The organism is Mycobacterium tuberculosis complex sp. N0072, from assembly GCF_030323725.1.
GTDB classification, from domain to species: domain Bacteria; phylum Actinomycetota; class Actinomycetes; order Mycobacteriales; family Mycobacteriaceae; genus Mycobacterium; species Mycobacterium tuberculosis.
Map to the genome: position 1 here is coordinate 265,975 of NZ_CP040689.1, position 14,036 is coordinate 280,010.

Sequence of the window (14,036 nt, forward strand, 5' to 3'; positions counted from 1 at the left end):
GTATGAGGCCAGTATGAGCAGCGAAAGCGACGCAGCCAACACCGAACCTGAGGTTCTGGTCGAACAGCGGGATCGGATTTTGATCATCACGATCAACCGCCCGAAAGCCAAGAACGCGGTCAACGCCGCAGTCAGCCGGGGCTTGGCCGATGCGATGGATCAGCTTGACGGCGATGCCGGCCTGTCGGTGGCAATCCTGACCGGTGGGGGCGGTTCGTTCTGCGCGGGCATGGACCTCAAGGCGTTCGCCCGGGGCGAGAATGTCGTCGTCGAAGGTCGCGGCCTTGGCTTTACCGAACGTCCGCCGACCAAGCCGCTCATTGCTGCGGTGGAAGGCTACGCGTTGGCGGGTGGCACCGAGCTGGCGCTTGCTGCCGACCTGATCGTGGCGGCCAGGGATTCGGCGTTCGGGATTCCTGAAGTCAAGCGGGGTCTGGTTGCCGGCGGCGGGGGATTGCTGCGGTTGCCGGAGCGCATCCCGTATGCGATAGCCATGGAGTTGGCGCTGACCGGTGACAACCTACCGGCCGAACGCGCGCACGAGCTGGGGCTCGTCAACGTTTTGGCCGAGCCGGGGACCGCCCTCGATGCTGCGATCGCGTTGGCGGAGAAGATCACCGCCAATGGGCCGCTGGCGGTGGTGGCCACCAAGCGGATTATCACCGAGTCGCGTGGGTGGAGTCCCGACACTATGTTCGCTGAGCAGATGAAGATCCTGGTGCCGGTGTTCACCTCCAACGACGCGAAGGAAGGTGCGATCGCGTTCGCCGAGAGGCGCCGGCCCCGTTGGACGGGCACCTAGCCCAGCTACGCGACGGTGTAGCCCATCGGCAGCAGGACACTCTTTTGCTGGGTGAAGTGTTCGACACCCTCGGGCCCGTTCTCGCGGCCGATTCCGGAGTTCTTGTAGCCGCCGAAGGGTGAGCCGGGATCGAAGGCGTACCAGTTGATTCCGTATGTCCCGGTGCGGATCTGCTGCGAGATCTTGATGCCTTTGGGCACGTCGGTGGTCCACACGCTGCCCGCCAGCCCATACACTGAATCGTTGGCGATCGCGATCGCGTCCTCCTCGGTGTCATAAGGAATGATGGCCAGCACCGGCCCGAAGATCTCCTCCTGTGCGATGGTCATCTTGTTGTCGACATCGGCGAATACGGTGGGTTGGATAAAGAAGCCGTTGTCCAAGCCCTCGGGACGGCCGCCGCCGCACACCAACCGAGCGCCCTCCTCGATGCCCTTGGCGATGTAGCCTTCAACGCGAGTCCGCTGCTTCTCCGAGATCAGCGGCCCGATCTGAGCTGCCGGGTCCGACGGCGGGCCCACCGGGAGAGCCGTTACGAAATTAGTTACCGCAGCCACGATTTCGTCGTACCGGGAGCGCGGAGCCAGAATGCGGGTCTGGTTGACGCAGCCCTGTCCGGCGTTCATGACGCCGGAGAACACCATCATCGGAATAGCTGCGGCCAGGTCGACGTCCTCGAGAATGATGGCCGCCGACTTGCCGCCGAGTTCTAAGGTGCACGGCTTGAGCATCTCAGCGGCACGCCTGCCGACCTCTCGGCCGACGGCCGAGCTGCCGGTGAAGGTAAACATGTCGATGTCCGGGTTAGACGTCAGCGCCTGACCGGTCTCAATCCCTCCCGGCACTACCGACAACACCCCCTCGGGCAGGCCCACCTCGGCGAACACCTCCGCCAAAGCGTTTGCGGTCAGCGGTGTTTCGGCGGCGGGCTTGAGCACGATGGTGCAGCCGGCCAGCAGCGCCGGCGCAATCTTGTTGACGGCCAGAAACAGCGGGACGTTCCAGGCCACGATCGCGCCCACCACACCGACCGGCTCACGGCTGACAATGCTCTGTCCATAGGAGCCGGTGCGGGTTTCGGTCCAGGTGACCTTGTCCGCTGCACCGGCAAAGTAGTTCATCGCCCCCATCGAACCCATCCAGTGCATCGTCTCGATGATGGTCGGCGGCTGGCCGGTTTCGGCTGCGAGCAGCTTGGTGAACAGGTCCTTGCGCTCAGCCAGCATCTTGACCGCCGCAGCGATCACCGCCGCACGCTCGTGCGGCGGGGTCGAGGGCCAGGGGCCGTTGTCGAACGCCGCACGTGCTGCGGCGACCGCGGCGTCGACGTCGGCGGCGGCCGCCATCGGCACCTTGCCGACATATTCCCCAGTGGCTGGGCAGCGTACCTCGATAACATCGGAGGTCGACGGTTTGGTCCACTTGCCGCCGATGAAAAGCTTGTCGTATTCCGTGGCACTGTCAGACATATGCGCCGCTCCTCCTCATCGCTGCGCTCGGCATCGTCGCCGGCGGTCATGGCGTCACCCTACCCAAGCCGAACGCGAAACGAGAACGTGTTCCATTATTAGGGTGTGAGCACCAATACCAGATTGCTCACCAGGAACTCACGCAGCACCGGGACGGATGTCAGCCACCACGCCCATCTGGGGTGGTAGCGGGGAAATACGGCTAACGCGGCTCCGGTGCCGGCAGCCCAGCGCAGACCCTCGGCGGCGGACACGGCAAACAACGACGACCCATAGTTGTTCTTTGCCGGATGGCCGTGTTTGCGGACATATCGGGCGGCGGCGCGGGCGCCGCCGAGGTAGTGGCTGAGGCCCATCTCGTGCCCGCCGAATGGCCCCAGCCAAACCGTGTAGGACAGCACGACCAACCCGCCTGGCTTGGTCACCCGCAGCATCTCGGTGCCAAGCTGCCAGGGGCGCGGCACGTGTTCGGCGACATTGGAGGACAAGCAGATGTCTACCGAGTCGTCGGCGAACGGCAGTGCCATGCCTGACGCCCGGACGAACATGCCGGGCCGGCCGGTGAACGCAGGTCCGGCGGCATGCATTTCATCAGGGTCCGGCTCGACGCCGATGTAGCCGACACCGGCGTCGGAGAACGCCGTCGCGAAATACCCCGGCCCGCCGCCAACGTCGAGCAGCGTACGGCCAACTGGCGGCTCGCTATGTGTGGCCAGCCACAGATCGCCGATCATTGCTGCGGTGTCGGCCGCCAGTGTGCGATAGAACCGTGCCGGGTCGCGCTGCTCGTAGCGGAAGTCTGCCAGCAGTCGCAGCGAGCGCCGCAGTGTCGCCCGTCGCGCGAACACATCGGTGACCGCCACCTGGCACACCCTACGGCCCGCTAGGCTATCGACCAATGTCTGCTCTGCGCTCGGTGTTGCTGCTGTGCTGGCGCGACATCGGGCACCCCCAGGGGGGCGGGAGCGAAGCCTATCTGCAACGCATCGGGGCTCAGTTGGCCGCATCGGGCATTGCAGTCACGTTGCGCACCGCTCGCTATCCCGGTGCGCCACGGCATGAACTGGTCGACGGGGTGCGGATCAGTCGTGCCGGCGGGCGCTACTCGGTGTATCTATGGGCGTTGCTGGCGATGGCCGCAGCCCGATGTGGGCTTGGGCCGCTGCGCCGAGTGCGCCCGGATGTGGTCGTCGATACCCAAAACGGCTGGCCGTTTGTGGCCCGGCTGTTGTATGGCCGGCGGTCGCTGGTACTGGTACACCATTGCCACCGTGAGCAGTGGCCGGTGGCCGGGCGGATGATGGGTCGGCTCGGCTGGTATGTCGAGTCGATGTTGTCGCCACGGCTACACCGGCGCAACCAGTACGTGACGGTGTCGCTGCCGTCGGCGCGGGATCTGATCGCCCTCGGTGTGGACAGCGAGCGGATCGCTGTGGTGCGCAACGGCCTCGACGAGGCGCCGTCGCCAACGTTGTCCGGCCCACGTGCGCCCACGCCGCGTGTGGTGGTGCTCTCCCGGCTGGTGCCGCACAAGCAGATCGAGGACGCGTTGGCAGCGGTCGCGGAGCTACAGCCTCGGATACCGGGCCTGCACCTAGACATCGTCGGCGGTGGCTGGTGGCGGCAGCGCCTCGTTGACCATGTGCACCGGCTCGACATTGCTGACGCCGTTACCTTTCACGGGCATGTCGACGATGTGACCAAACACCATGTGCTGCAAAGCTCCTGGGTGCACTTGTTGCCCTCACGTAAAGAGGGATGGGGGCTCGCGGTCATCGAGGCGGCCCAGCACGGCGTGCCCACCATCGGGTACAGATCCTCCGGTGGTTTGGCGGACTCGATCGTCGACGGGGTGACCGGCATATTGGTCGACGACCGGGCCGAATTGGTGGCTTGGCTCGAACAACTGCTGTCCGATTCGGTGCTGCGTGACCAACTCGGCGCCAAGGCACAGGCGCGTAGCGGTGAGTTCTCCTGGCGGCAAAGCGCCGAAGCGCTGCGCAGCGTGTTGGAGGCAGTGCAGGCCAGCCGTTTTGTCAGCGGCGTGGTTTGAGCCGGCTTCGACAGACTTAATCCTGGGCGCGGCTCGCCGGCGTGTCTTCGCAGTGGTGTAAGTGTCGGCGCACCCAATAGCCGGCCGCGCCAGCGCCGCCGACCAGCAGCATCGAAAGCCACGCCCAATGCGCGAGCATTGTCGCTTTGAGGCGGGCCGACGATGCACCGGAGGTTTGGCCGCCGACCCGATAAAGAGCCAATTCGTCGTCGCGGTGCGCCGCTGCTAGCCGGCCGAGGGTGCGTGCGGCCGCGCCCATGTCGCCGGCGCTGTCGGATTCGACGACCAGCCACCCGACGCCGGCCGCGGCCAAGGTTGACGGATGGGGCCCGGTGAGCAGCAGCTCCTGGACCGCCCGGGCGTGCGCGTCTTCGCCGGGAACGGTCACCCCGGAAATGACCAGATCACCTGTGGTCAGCACATCGGCGCGAACCCAACGGGGGAGCGGATCGAGTACCGGTGCCGAACCGGACCACGAGAAGCGCCGCATGGTGCCCGCGGGCAAGACCGCAACCGTCCGGGGATCGGCATTGATCGCCGCTGCCACCGCCGCCCAACCGGACGGGTAGTGCACAGGCGCAACCTTGCCCCACACCCCCCACGCCAAGTCAGGCAGCGTTAGGACCAGCGCCAGACAGCAGACCACCGCCGCCGTTGCCGGTCGCAGCCAGCGTCGCAGCGTTAGCACCGTGCCCGCACCGGAGAGTGTGTATCCGGGTACCGCCAGCGCGACCCACTTCTGTCCGTCGCGCAGCACGCCCAGGCCGGGTGCGGCATCGACCACCACCCGTAGCGCGTGCAGACCTGGGCCGGTCGCAAGGACAGCCGGGACCATCACGGACACCGCCGCTAGTGTCAGCAGCGGCACTGCCACGGGCCGGCGCGCCACAGTCGGTAGTCCGATCGCCACCATGGCGAGTAGTACGACGGCGGATGCCACTGCGAAAAGCGTTGTCCGCGAGCTAGGTACGGCCTCGCCGTTCCAGATCCCACCGAGACTGGCCAAGCTGCCAAGCGTGCCCAGCCCCGGTTCGGCGCGTGGCGCGAACGCGGTAACCCCAAGCTGATTGGCTGCCGTGTGGCTGGTCAACGACGAGCCCAGCGCCGACGCCGTCAGCCAGGGCAGCGCACCCACCAGCGCGGAGCCCAACGCCGCGACCCCACATTGCCAGCGCGGGCGGCCCGCGCCGGGCATCGCCACGCACACCACCGCAACTGTCGCGGCGAGTAGCAGCCCGGACGGGGTCAGGCCGGCCAGCGCAACCCAGAACGCCAGCCCAAAAAGCCCGAACCAACCCGCGCCAACCGTTGTTCGCATCGTTAACATCGCGGTCGCAACCCAGGGCAGACACCCATAGCCGACCAGCAGGCTCCAATGGCCCTGCAAAAGTCGTTCGGCCACATAGGGATTCCAGATCGCCAGCGTGATCGCGACAAACTGGCCGGCTGCCCCCGCTGCGGGTAGTGCCGTTGCGACCAGTCGGGCCGCGCCCCAGCCCGCCAGCCAAAGCCCCAGCAGCAGCAGCGCTTTCACCACGACGCCGCCGTCGACGAGGTGTGACGCCAAAGCGACCGCGAAGTCCTGCGGAGTCGCCCGGGGCGCCGATGTCAGCCCTAGGGCGTTGGCCGACACATACGACCGTGGTGTGGACACTGCATCGCGCAGCAGTAGGTATCCGGGCCGCAGTAGCGGCGCGGCCAACAGCAGCACCAAGACCAGCGCGTACCCCGGTCGGAACCAGCGCACGTCGCCTGATTAGCGCCGCTCGGGCGGGCCGGGGTCGGGATGCCCCGCGTCCGGCGGTGGGGGCGGCTGCGCCGAACCGAGTCGGGGCGGATCCGAGCCACTCGGCTCGCGCGGGAAGTCGGGGCGCTGCGTGGGCAGTTTCTCGGTCTCAGCCTCCGCTCCAGGCACCGGTTCTTCGAAGCCGCCGCGGCGGTAATCGTGGTCGTCCCGATCCCCGCTGGCAGCCATCAGCGCACCTTCGGTCCGAAGGCTAAACGACGCGAACAGACCACCGCCGACCAGCGCGACCAAGCCGGCCGCGGTGAATGTAATCGGCAGCACCCGCGACCACAGCGCCAGCCGGTCGCGCTCGTCGCGAGCCGCGTTGACCTGGGATTCGACCGTCTCTTCGGTGGAGGTGACCTGGTAGTCGGCAAACGTGACCTCTGGTTTGAGTGGGTCACGAGCGAAGTAGTGGTTGGCGCGTTCGGTTTCTTTGACGATGGTGCCGGACACCGGGTCCACCCAGAATGTTCGCTGCGCCGCGTAATAGCGGGTCATGGTGATTTGCTCGTTCGGATCACCGGGTAGCCCCCACATCGCCGCTGATGTGGTGACTTTGCCGTCCTCGTCGCCGGCGTACAGCGACGGGTATTTGAGGGGAGCCACCAGCTTCCCCTCGGGGGTGTAGCCGACGTTCTGCGTGAAGCGGTATGTGGTTAAACCGTTGACGTCCTCCTCGCCTTCGTAGTTGGCGTCAAACGCCTTCTGTGCGATGGGGTCGAAATAGGGGTATGTCTTCTTCTCGGTGTGAAACGGGAACCGGTAAGACAGCCCGTCGTGCCGCAGCGGAATGGCCGTCGGCGGGTTCTCGTCATTGAGGCCCCGCGGTTTCTGGACGGCGCCGCCGGTGTGGGTGTCGTCGGAGACAGCCATCGCCGTCTTGCGGTTGAGGGTGACCGTGTCGACGATCGCCAGCAGCAGCCCGCTGTCCTTCTGCTTGTCGGTGCGCCGGAGCGAGGATCCGACCTGAAGTGTGACCACGTCGGCGTTGGCGGGCGATTCGACGGTGACTTGCTGTTGGGACACCAGCGGCACGTCCTGGTTGACCACGATGTGCTCGGTGGCTAGCGATGCCGAGTCGAGTGCCGTTCCAGTGCCGTCGCTGATCAACGTGGCATCGATATCGAGTGGGATCTCAGCGATCCTGCTGGTGGTATAGGTCGACAGCAGCAGGGCGGCGATCAGTAGGGCGGCTCCGAGTCCGATAGCGCCGCACGCGGCGAACCGCAACATGACTGCCCGGTTCACCTGCGCCGCTCTCCCCCGCAAGCGGGTGGTGCCCCCACCTCATCGCTTCGTCCCCCGCAAGCGGGCGGTGCCCCCACTGCATCGTCGCCGGCGCGGTTCACGTTGCTGTGACCTCCTTATGGTCCATGGACTCGTCGGTCGGGACCCGCTCCGACCTGACCAAGCGAGGCAAAACCCGTTTGACCCTAACAGCAGAGCGTATGGGCCCGGCGGACGAATCGGGTGCACCGATTCGCCCGCAAACACCTCACAGGCACACTGTGTTGGTGACCAACGGCCAGGTGGTGGGTGGGACCCGTGGCTTTCTGCCCGCCGTCGAGGGAATGCGCGCATGCGCGGCCGTCGGCGTCGTGGTCACTCACGTCGCGTTCCAGACCGGGCACTCTAGCGGTGTGGGCGGGCGGCTGTTCGGCCGCTTCGATCTGGCGGTGGCGGTGTTCTTCGCCGTGTCGGGATTCTTGTTGTGGCGCGGACACGCCGCAGCGGCGCGAGATCTGCGGTCACACCCGCGAACCGGTCCGTATCTGCGATCGCGGGTGGCGCGCATCATGCCGGCCTATGTGGTGGCGGTGGTCGTCATCCTGTCCCTGCTGCCCGACGCGGATCATGCCAGCCTGACCGTGTGGCTGGCCAACCTGACGCTCACCCAGATCTATGTGCCGCTGACCCTGACCGGCGGCCTGACCCAGATGTGGAGCCTGTCCGTGGAGGTCGCCTTCTATGCGGCGCTGCCGGTCTTAGCGTTGCTGGGCCGCCGAATTCCGGTCGGTGCCCGAGTGCCGGCGATCGCGGCGCTGGCGGCGCTCAGCTGGGCGTGGGGCTGGCTCCCGTTGGACGCCGGGTCGGGGATCAACCCGTTGACCTGGCCGCCGGCGTTCTTCTCGTGGTTCGCCGCGGGAATGTTGCTGGCGGAGTGGGCCTACAGCCCGGTCGGGTTGCCGCATCGGTGGGCGCGCCGCCGCGTGGCGATGGCGGTTACCGCGCTGCTGGGTTACCTGGTGGCGGCCTCGCCGTTGGCGGGTCCGGAGGGCCTGGTTCCGGGCACGGCGGCACAATTCGCGGTGAAGACCGCGATGGGCTCGCTGGTAGCGTTCGCGCTGGTGGCGCCGCTGGTGCTGGACCGGCCCGACACGTCGCACCGGCTGCTGGGCAGCCCCGCGATGGTGACCCTGGGCCGTTGGTCCTATGGCCTGTTCATCTGGCATCTGGCCGCGCTGGCCATGGTGTTTCCCGTGATCGGAGCGTTCCCGTTTACCGGGCGAATGCCGACGGTGCTGGTGTTGACGCTGATCTTCGGTTTCGCGATCGCCGCGGTCAGCTACGCCCTGGTCGAGTCGCCCTGCCGGGAAGCGTTGCGCCGCTGGGAGCGCCGCAACGAACCCATATCGGTCGGCGAACTTCAGGCGGACGCGATTGCACCCTGACTCGGCCGGCTGACACCTGGCGGGCACCTAGTCGATCGTGCCCGCTGGCACGATCCACTGACAGGGCTGACCGGTCACGGCGGCGATGAGATCGAAGTCCGCGTCGTAATGTAGAACGACCAGCCCGTGTTCCTCGCCGGCCGCGGCAATGAGCAGGTCCGGGATTTTGCGACCGCGCTGACTACGCGCAGCGAGTAGGCGCTGGATTCCAAGCGCGCGGCGATGATGCGATGCCGTCGATTCGATGAGGTCGAACGCGCTCAATGCCACCATGAGCCGCTGCCACTCGGTCTCATTGCGTGCGGAGTACCCGACTTCAAGGTCGGTTATTTGCGTGCGAGCGACGGCACCGGCCTCAGCCAACGGTTCCACCGCCCGCCGCACGGCGGGCCGGCTGAGCCTTTTGATCACGCTGGTGTCGAGAAGATATTTCAGCGCCATGCTTCGGCGCGGTCCTCTGGCGGTGCGGCGGCCAGCGTGTCGAGAGCGGCGGCGACGCGTTGAACTCGCTGAGACGTGGCTTGCCGCAGGGCCGCGTTGACGGTGTCTTTGATCGTCGTCGTGCCCAATTCTGTACGAGCCATGTTTAAAGCCTGCTCGTCGATGTCGACGAGATGTTTCGCCATGAATCGGAGTATATATCAATAAGGAGCCGATATATATGCACAATGCCAAGCCCATGGCATTCGCCCGGCGCGGCTGTCTCACTGATAGCCGCCCTGCCGCTCGAAGATGCGGCGCGGGTTGTCGACGAGCATGGTGTGCAGCTGCTCGTCGGTGACGCCGTGCTGCTTCAGTGCGGGGATGACGTCGTTGTGGATGTGGAGGTAATGCCAATTCGGCATCGCCACCGGCACCAGCTCCTCGGGAAGCGCGTCGAAATAGCAGCAGGCGTCGTGTGATAGCACCATCTTGTCGGCATGGCCGCGCTCGCACATTCGGGCCACGATGTTCACCCGGTCCTGAAACGGTGAGATCACGTCGACGCCGAACCGGTCCATCCCGAGGTAGGAGCCGGCGGCGATGAGCTCTTCCAGGTAGCCGACGTCGGTGCTGTCGCCGCAGTGTCCGATAACCACCCGGCTCAGGTCCACCCCCTCCTCGGCGAAGATGCGTTGCTGGTCAAGGCCGCGCCGCAGCCCGGCGTGGGTGTGGGTGGAGATCGGCGCCCCGGTGCGTTTGTGTGCTTGGGCGACCGCGCGCAACACCCGCTCGACACCAGGGGTGAGGCCGGGTTCGTCGGTGGCGCACTTGAGGATTCCCGCCTTGATGCCGGTGTCGGCGATGCCGTGCTCGATGTCGCGGACGAACATGTCGGTCATGATCTCCGGGCCGTCCAGCTGTGCGCCCGGCCCGAGGTAGTGGAAGTAGAACGGGACGTCGTTGTAGGTGTACAAGCCGGTGGCCACGACGATGTTCAGCTCGGTGGCCGCGGCCACCCGGGCGATGCGCGGGATGTATCGGCCCAGCCCGATCACCGTGAGGTCGACGATGGTGTCCACGCCGCGGGCCTTGAGTTCGCCTAGCCGGGCGATGGCGCCGGCCACCCGCTTGTCCTCGTCGCCCCAGGCTTCCGGGTAGTTCTGCGCAATCTCGGTGGTCATGATGAAGACGTGCTCGTGCATCAGCGTGACGCCGAGATCAGCGGTGTCGATGGGTCCGCGAGCGGTATTTAGTTCTGGCACGTCACTGATGCTAGGCCGCAATCGGTGTCTTGCGGGGCCGCAGTGCAGTAGCGTCACCCTCGTCGTTGACCGAACCGCTCGGGAGCCAATTCTTATGCTGCTCAACCCCAACCATTTGACACGCAAATACCCAGACCGTCGCTCCGGGGAGATCATGGCCGCGACGGTGGACTTCTTCGAGTCCAGGGGGAAGGCCCGGCTCAAGCACGACGACCACGAGCGGATCTGGTACTCGGACTTCCTGGACTTCGTCGGGCGGGAACGCATCTTTGCTTCCCTACTGACGCCGGCCTCCTATGGCGCCGATGATTGCCGCTGGGACACCTACCGGATCAGCGAGTTCGCCGAGATCATGGGCTTCTACGGGCTGAGCTACTGGTACCCCTTCCAGGTGACCGCCCTAGGCCTGGGCCCGATCTGGATGAGCGCCAACGAGGACGCCAAGCGCAAGGCCGCCGCGGGGCTCGAGGCCGGCGAAGTGTTCGCCTTCGGCCTGTCCGAACAGACCCACGGCGCCGACGTCTATCAGACCGACATGATCCTTACCCCCAGCGACGGCGGCTGGACCGCCAACGGCGAGAAGTACTACATCGGCAACGCCAACGTGGCCCGGATGGTCTCCACCTTCGGCAAGATCGCCGGCACCCCAGAAAGCCAGGAGTACGTCTTCTTCGTCGCCGACTCCCAGCACGAGCGGTATGACCTGATCAAGAATGTGGTGAACTCGCAGAACTATGTGGCCAATTACGCGCTGCGCGATTACCCGGTCACCGAGGCCGACATCCTGCATCGTGGCGCCGAAGCCTTCCACGCCGCCCTCAACACGGTCAACGTCTGCAAGTACAACCTGGGTTGGGGTGCCATCGGAATGTGCACCCACGCCCTCTACGAGTCGGTCACCCACGCGGCCAACCGTCACCTGTACGGCACTGTGGTGACCGACTTCAGCCACGTGCGGCGGCTGCTCACCGACGCCTACGTGCGGCTAATTGCGATGAAGCTGGTCGCCAGCCGGGCCAGCGACTACATGCGCAGCGCGTCGGCCGCCGACCGTCGCTACCTGCTCTACAGCCCGCTGACCAAGGCGAAGGTCACCAGCGAAGGCGAGCGGGTCATCACCGCCCTGTGGGACGTCATTGCGGCCAAAGGGGTGGAAAAGGACACGTTTTTCGAGACCGTGGCTCGCGAGATTGGCCTGCTGCCCAGGTTGGAAGGCACCGTGCACATCAACATCGGGCTACTCGGCAAATTCATGCCCAACTACCTGTTCGCTCCCGACTCCACGCTGCCGGTCATCCCGCGTCGCGACGACGCCGCCGATGACGCGTTCCTGTTTGCCCAGGGACCCACCGGGGGCTTGGGTAAGGTGCGTTTCCACGACTGGCGCGCGTCATTTGACACCTGCGCGCATCTGCCTAATGTCGCACTGCTGCGCGAGCAAGTCGACGTGTTCGCCGAGCTGCTGGCCAGCGCCACCCCGGACGCGGCACAGCAGAAGGATATCGACTTTGCCTTCGGCGTGGGACAACTCTTCGCGAACGTGCCCTATGCCCAGCTCATTTTGGAGGAGGCCCGGCTATCTGGTGTCGACGAGGCCTTGATCGACGAGATCTTCGGCGTACTGGTTCGGGACTTCAACACCCATGCCGTCGAGCTGCACGGCAGGTCCGCCACGACAGCCGAACAGGCTCGGTTCGCCATGCGAATGGTCCGTCGGCCGGTGCACGATCCCGCCCGCTACGACCAGATCTGGAAGGACCACGTGCTCGCGCTCAACGGCGCATATCAAATGGCACCATAGTGCGCCGCGTCGAGATCGACGCTGCCGTGTTGCCCACTCGCACTTTCGCGCGCTGGTGTCAATCTCGACGCCAGCCTTGACCGTGATGCAGCGCACAGTAGAATGACCAGTGGTCACCAACGCAAGGAGGCCCCATGCCGACGGTGACGTGGGCGCGTGTCGATCCGGCTCGCCGTGCCGCCGTGGTGGAAGCCGCCGAGGCTGAGTTCGGTGCGCACGGATTCTCCCGCGGCAGCTTGAACGTCATAGCCCGGCGTGCCGGAGTCGCCAAGGGCAGCCTGTTCCAGTACTTCGCGGACAAGCGCGACCTCTACGCGTTTATTGCCGACATCGCCAGCCAGCGAGTCCGCTCCTACATGGAGGACCTGATCCGCGAGCTGGACCCGAACCGGCCGTTCTTCGAATTCCTCACCGACCTGCTCGATGGCTGGGTCGCCTACTTCGCCGAGCATCCTCGGGAACGTGCGTTGCATGCTGCGGCGACCCTGGAGGTCGACACCGATGCCCGCATCAGCGTGCGCAGCGTCCTGCACCGCCACTACCTGGACGTGCTACGGCCGCTGGTGCGCGACGCGCACGCGCGGGGCGACCTGCGCGCAGATTCCGACACCGGTGCATTGATGTCGCTGCTGCTGCTGATCTTTCCGCACCTGGCGCTGGCTCCATACATGCGTGGTTTGGATCCGATCCTGGGCCTCGACGAGCCCACACCTGAGCAGCCCGCGCTGGCCGTGCGCAGGCTTGTCGCCGTGCTGGCGGCGGCCTTCGATGCCCAGCACCCCGCGACCAACTCAGCCCAGACCCGATCGGAGGAGATCACATGACACGCACACGTTCGGGCTCGCTCGCCGCGGGCGGACTCAACTGGGCGAGCCTGCCACTGAAGCTGTTCGCCGGGGGCAACGCAAAGTTCTGGGATCCGGCCGACATCGACTTCACGCGCGACCGGGCGGACTGGGAGAAGTTGTCGGACGACGAACGTGACTACGCCACCCGATTGTGCACCCAGTTCATTGCCGGCGAGGAGGCGGTGACCGAGGACATCCAGCCGTTCATGTCCGCGATGCGGGCCGAGGGACGGCTGGCCGACGAGATGTATCTGACGCAGTTCGCGTTCGAGGAAGCCAAACACACCCAGGTGTTTCGCATGTGGCTGGATGCCGTCGGAATCAGCGAAGACTTGCATCGCTATCTCGACGACTTGCCCGCCTACCGCCAAATCTTCTACGCGGAGTTGCCGGAGTGCCTCAACGCATTGTCGGCCGATCCCTCACCGGCCGCCCAGGTCCGGGCGTCGGTCACCTACAACCACATCGTGGAAGGCATGCTGGCGCTCACGGGCTACTACGCCTGGCACAAGATCTGTGTGGAACGCGCAATCCTTCCCGGCATGCAGGAGCTGGTCCGGCGCATCGGTGACGACGAGCGACGCCACATGGCTTGGGGCACCTTCACCTGTCGGCGCCACGTCGCCGCCGACGACGCCAATTGGACGGTGTTCGAAACACGGATGAACGAGCTCATCCCGCTGGCGCTGCGCCTCATCGAGGAGGGCTTTGCGCTGTACGGCGACCAGCCCCCATTCGACCTGTCCAAGGACGATTTCCTGCAATACTCGACCGACAAGGGAATGCGCCGGTTCGGCACCATCAGCAACGCCCGCGGCCGGCCGGTCGCCGAAATCGACGTCGACTACTCGCCCGCGCAGCTGGAGGACACCTTCGCCGACGAGGACCGGCGCACCCTGGCAGCGGCCTCGGCCTAG

13 protein-coding genes and 1 pseudogene are annotated in these 14,036 nt (G+C 65.9%); 6 read left to right on the forward strand and 8 right to left on the reverse strand.

Annotation, left to right across the window (positions count from 1 at the left end):
- The first annotated feature begins 13 nt into the window (after positions 1-13).
- The gene (locus tag FF952_RS01185; protein WP_003899864.1) at positions 14-802 is read left to right on the forward strand and encodes a crotonase/enoyl-CoA hydratase family protein; all 789 of its coding nucleotides are present in this window, start codon (positions 14-16) and stop codon (positions 800-802) included.
- Positions 803-807: 5 nt separating this feature from the next.
- Here the strand turns inward: FF952_RS01185 and FF952_RS01190 are convergent, their stop codons facing one another.
- Positions 808-2,271 (reverse strand): aldehyde dehydrogenase, encoded by a 1,464-nt coding sequence (locus tag FF952_RS01190; RefSeq protein WP_003899865.1) that lies wholly within the window; start codon positions 2,269-2,271, stop codon positions 808-810.
- A 98-nt stretch (positions 2,272-2,369) separates the two neighbouring features.
- Positions 2,370-3,134, reverse strand: a complete 765-nt coding sequence (locus FF952_RS01195) for a class I SAM-dependent methyltransferase (RefSeq protein WP_003401240.1) — start codon at positions 3,132-3,134, stop codon at positions 2,370-2,372.
- Between the two features lie 35 nt (positions 3,135-3,169).
- Here FF952_RS01195 and FF952_RS01200 point away from each other — a divergent pair, with 35 nt between their 5' ends.
- A complete protein-coding gene (locus FF952_RS01200; RefSeq protein ID WP_003401246.1) occupies positions 3,170-4,324 on the forward strand; it encodes a glycosyltransferase family 4 protein in 1,155 nt (384 codons plus the stop codon).
- Positions 4,325-4,340: 16 nt separating this feature from the next.
- On the opposite strand, the gene FF952_RS01205 is transcribed toward FF952_RS01200, so the two are convergent.
- The 3 genes and pseudogenes from FF952_RS01205 to FF952_RS20870 all read right to left on the reverse strand — a co-directional run.
- Positions 4,341-6,071: an MmpA family trehalose lipid delivery protein gene (locus tag FF952_RS01205; protein WP_003401250.1), complete on the reverse strand. Its 1,731-nt coding sequence runs from the start codon at positions 6,069-6,071 to the stop codon at positions 4,341-4,343.
- Positions 6,072-6,080: 9 nt separating this feature from the next.
- Positions 6,081-7,361, reverse strand: coding sequence for a cell envelope lipid trafficking protein PgfA (gene pgfA, locus FF952_RS01210; protein ID WP_016719572.1), 1,281 nt, complete (start codon positions 7,359-7,361; stop codon positions 6,081-6,083).
- A 1-nt stretch (position 7,362) separates the two neighbouring features.
- Positions 7,363-7,462, reverse strand: a pseudogene (locus FF952_RS20870) (hypothetical protein); the annotation flags it as partial.
- Positions 7,463-7,561: 99 nt separating this feature from the next.
- Between FF952_RS20870 and FF952_RS01215 the strand changes: the two are divergent.
- The gene (locus FF952_RS01215; protein ID WP_003401260.1) at positions 7,562-8,785 is read left to right on the forward strand and encodes an acyltransferase family protein; all 1,224 of its coding nucleotides are present in this window, start codon (positions 7,562-7,564) and stop codon (positions 8,783-8,785) included.
- 27 nt (positions 8,786-8,812) lie between these two features.
- Here the strand turns inward: FF952_RS01215 and FF952_RS01220 are convergent, their stop codons facing one another.
- The 3 genes from FF952_RS01220 to FF952_RS01230 all read right to left on the reverse strand — a co-directional run bounded on the left by FF952_RS01220 (position 8,813) and on the right by FF952_RS01230 (position 10,470).
- Positions 8,813-9,226, reverse strand: a complete 414-nt coding sequence (locus FF952_RS01220) for a PIN domain nuclease (RefSeq protein WP_003911071.1) — start codon at positions 9,224-9,226, stop codon at positions 8,813-8,815.
- Positions 9,217-9,411: a hypothetical protein gene (locus tag FF952_RS01225; protein ID WP_003911072.1), complete on the reverse strand. Its 195-nt coding sequence runs from the start codon at positions 9,409-9,411 to the stop codon at positions 9,217-9,219. Before FF952_RS01225 ends, FF952_RS01220 begins: the two co-directional genes overlap by 10 nt.
- 78 nt (positions 9,412-9,489) lie before the next feature.
- Entirely contained in the window at positions 9,490-10,470 is a 981-nt protein-coding gene (locus FF952_RS01230) for a phosphotriesterase-related protein (RefSeq protein WP_003900835.1), read from the reverse strand.
- A 94-nt stretch (positions 10,471-10,564) separates the two neighbouring features.
- Between FF952_RS01230 and FF952_RS01235 the strand changes: the two genes are divergently transcribed.
- From FF952_RS01235 to FF952_RS01245, 3 genes are all read left to right on the forward strand, one after another.
- Positions 10,565-12,271, forward strand: a complete 1,707-nt coding sequence (locus FF952_RS01235; RefSeq protein ID WP_003401265.1) for an acyl-CoA dehydrogenase family protein — start codon at positions 10,565-10,567, stop codon at positions 12,269-12,271.
- Positions 12,272-12,405: 134 nt separating this feature from the next.
- The gene (locus FF952_RS01240; protein ID WP_003401268.1) at positions 12,406-13,095 is read left to right on the forward strand and encodes a TetR family transcriptional regulator; all 690 of its coding nucleotides are present in this window, start codon (positions 12,406-12,408) and stop codon (positions 13,093-13,095) included.
- A complete protein-coding gene (locus FF952_RS01245) occupies positions 13,092-14,036 on the forward strand; it encodes a R2-like ligand-binding oxidase (RefSeq protein ID WP_003401270.1) in 945 nt (314 codons plus the stop codon). Before FF952_RS01240 ends, FF952_RS01245 begins: the two co-directional genes overlap by 4 nt.

Coding starts and splice junctions, on each gene's coding strand:
- FF952_RS01185 (WP_003899864.1), top strand. CDS start 14: ATGAGCAGCGAAAGCGACGCAGCCAACACCGAACCTGAGGTTCTGGTC.
- FF952_RS01190 (WP_003899865.1), bottom strand. CDS start 2,271: ATGTCTGACAGTGCCACGGAATACGACAAGCTTTTCATCGGCGGCAAG.
- FF952_RS01200 (WP_003401246.1), top strand. CDS start 3,170: ATGTCTGCTCTGCGCTCGGTGTTGCTGCTGTGCTGGCGCGACATCGGG.
- FF952_RS01215 (WP_003401260.1), top strand. CDS start 7,562: ATGGGCCCGGCGGACGAATCGGGTGCACCGATTCGCCCGCAAACACCT.
- FF952_RS01220 (WP_003911071.1), bottom strand. CDS start 9,226: ATGGCGCTGAAATATCTTCTCGACACCAGCGTGATCAAAAGGCTCAGC.
- FF952_RS01225 (WP_003911072.1), bottom strand. CDS start 9,411: ATGGCGAAACATCTCGTCGACATCGACGAGCAGGCTTTAAACATGGCT.
- FF952_RS01235 (WP_003401265.1), top strand. CDS start 10,565: ATGCTGCTCAACCCCAACCATTTGACACGCAAATACCCAGACCGTCGC.
- FF952_RS01240 (WP_003401268.1), top strand. CDS start 12,406: ATGCCGACGGTGACGTGGGCGCGTGTCGATCCGGCTCGCCGTGCCGCC.
- FF952_RS01245 (WP_003401270.1), top strand. CDS start 13,092: ATGACACGCACACGTTCGGGCTCGCTCGCCGCGGGCGGACTCAACTGG.